At 25.7% G+C, this 467-nt stretch carries 1 pseudogene; it reads right to left on the minus strand.

The window, feature by feature from the left end:
- Positions 1–467 (minus strand): annotated as a pseudogene (locus CCO88_RS09810) (hypothetical protein); the annotation flags it as partial.

Raw genomic sequence — 467 nt, forward strand, 5'->3', positions numbered from 1 at the left:
TCCTAATCTCAAACCATAGTTTAACATACCCACCCTTATACCAAGTTTTATTAGCATTCATTATGGCTTGTCCAAGTTTATATGTAAAGCTATTTTCTTCTTTCCTTGCTTCTTGGTAGTCAGTATATAATTCAAGCGATGGAAGTTTTAAGGATGGATCTTTTTTTATTTTCTCTTGATAAATTTTTTGTTCTTGCTTATGAGATATAAAAATACTTAAAAGTATTATTGGCATACTGATCCATCCCCATAAAGTTTTAGATTTTTTTATAGCACAAAAACCTAGTTTATATGATAAGTGATTATAAATTCTTTGTTTTGCACTTTGATGGTATCTTTCAATATAAACTACATTATTATACTGATCTAGCTCTTTTTGTATTTTTGTTTTTTCCAATGTTTTTAAATTAATATTTTCTTGAATTTCTTTAGTTTGTAGAGATTTTAAATTTAAATCTTGTTCTAAA

This window comes from Campylobacter coli LMG 9860 (genome assembly GCF_000254135.1).
Lineage (GTDB): Bacteria > Campylobacterota > Campylobacteria > Campylobacterales > Campylobacteraceae > Campylobacter_D > Campylobacter_D coli.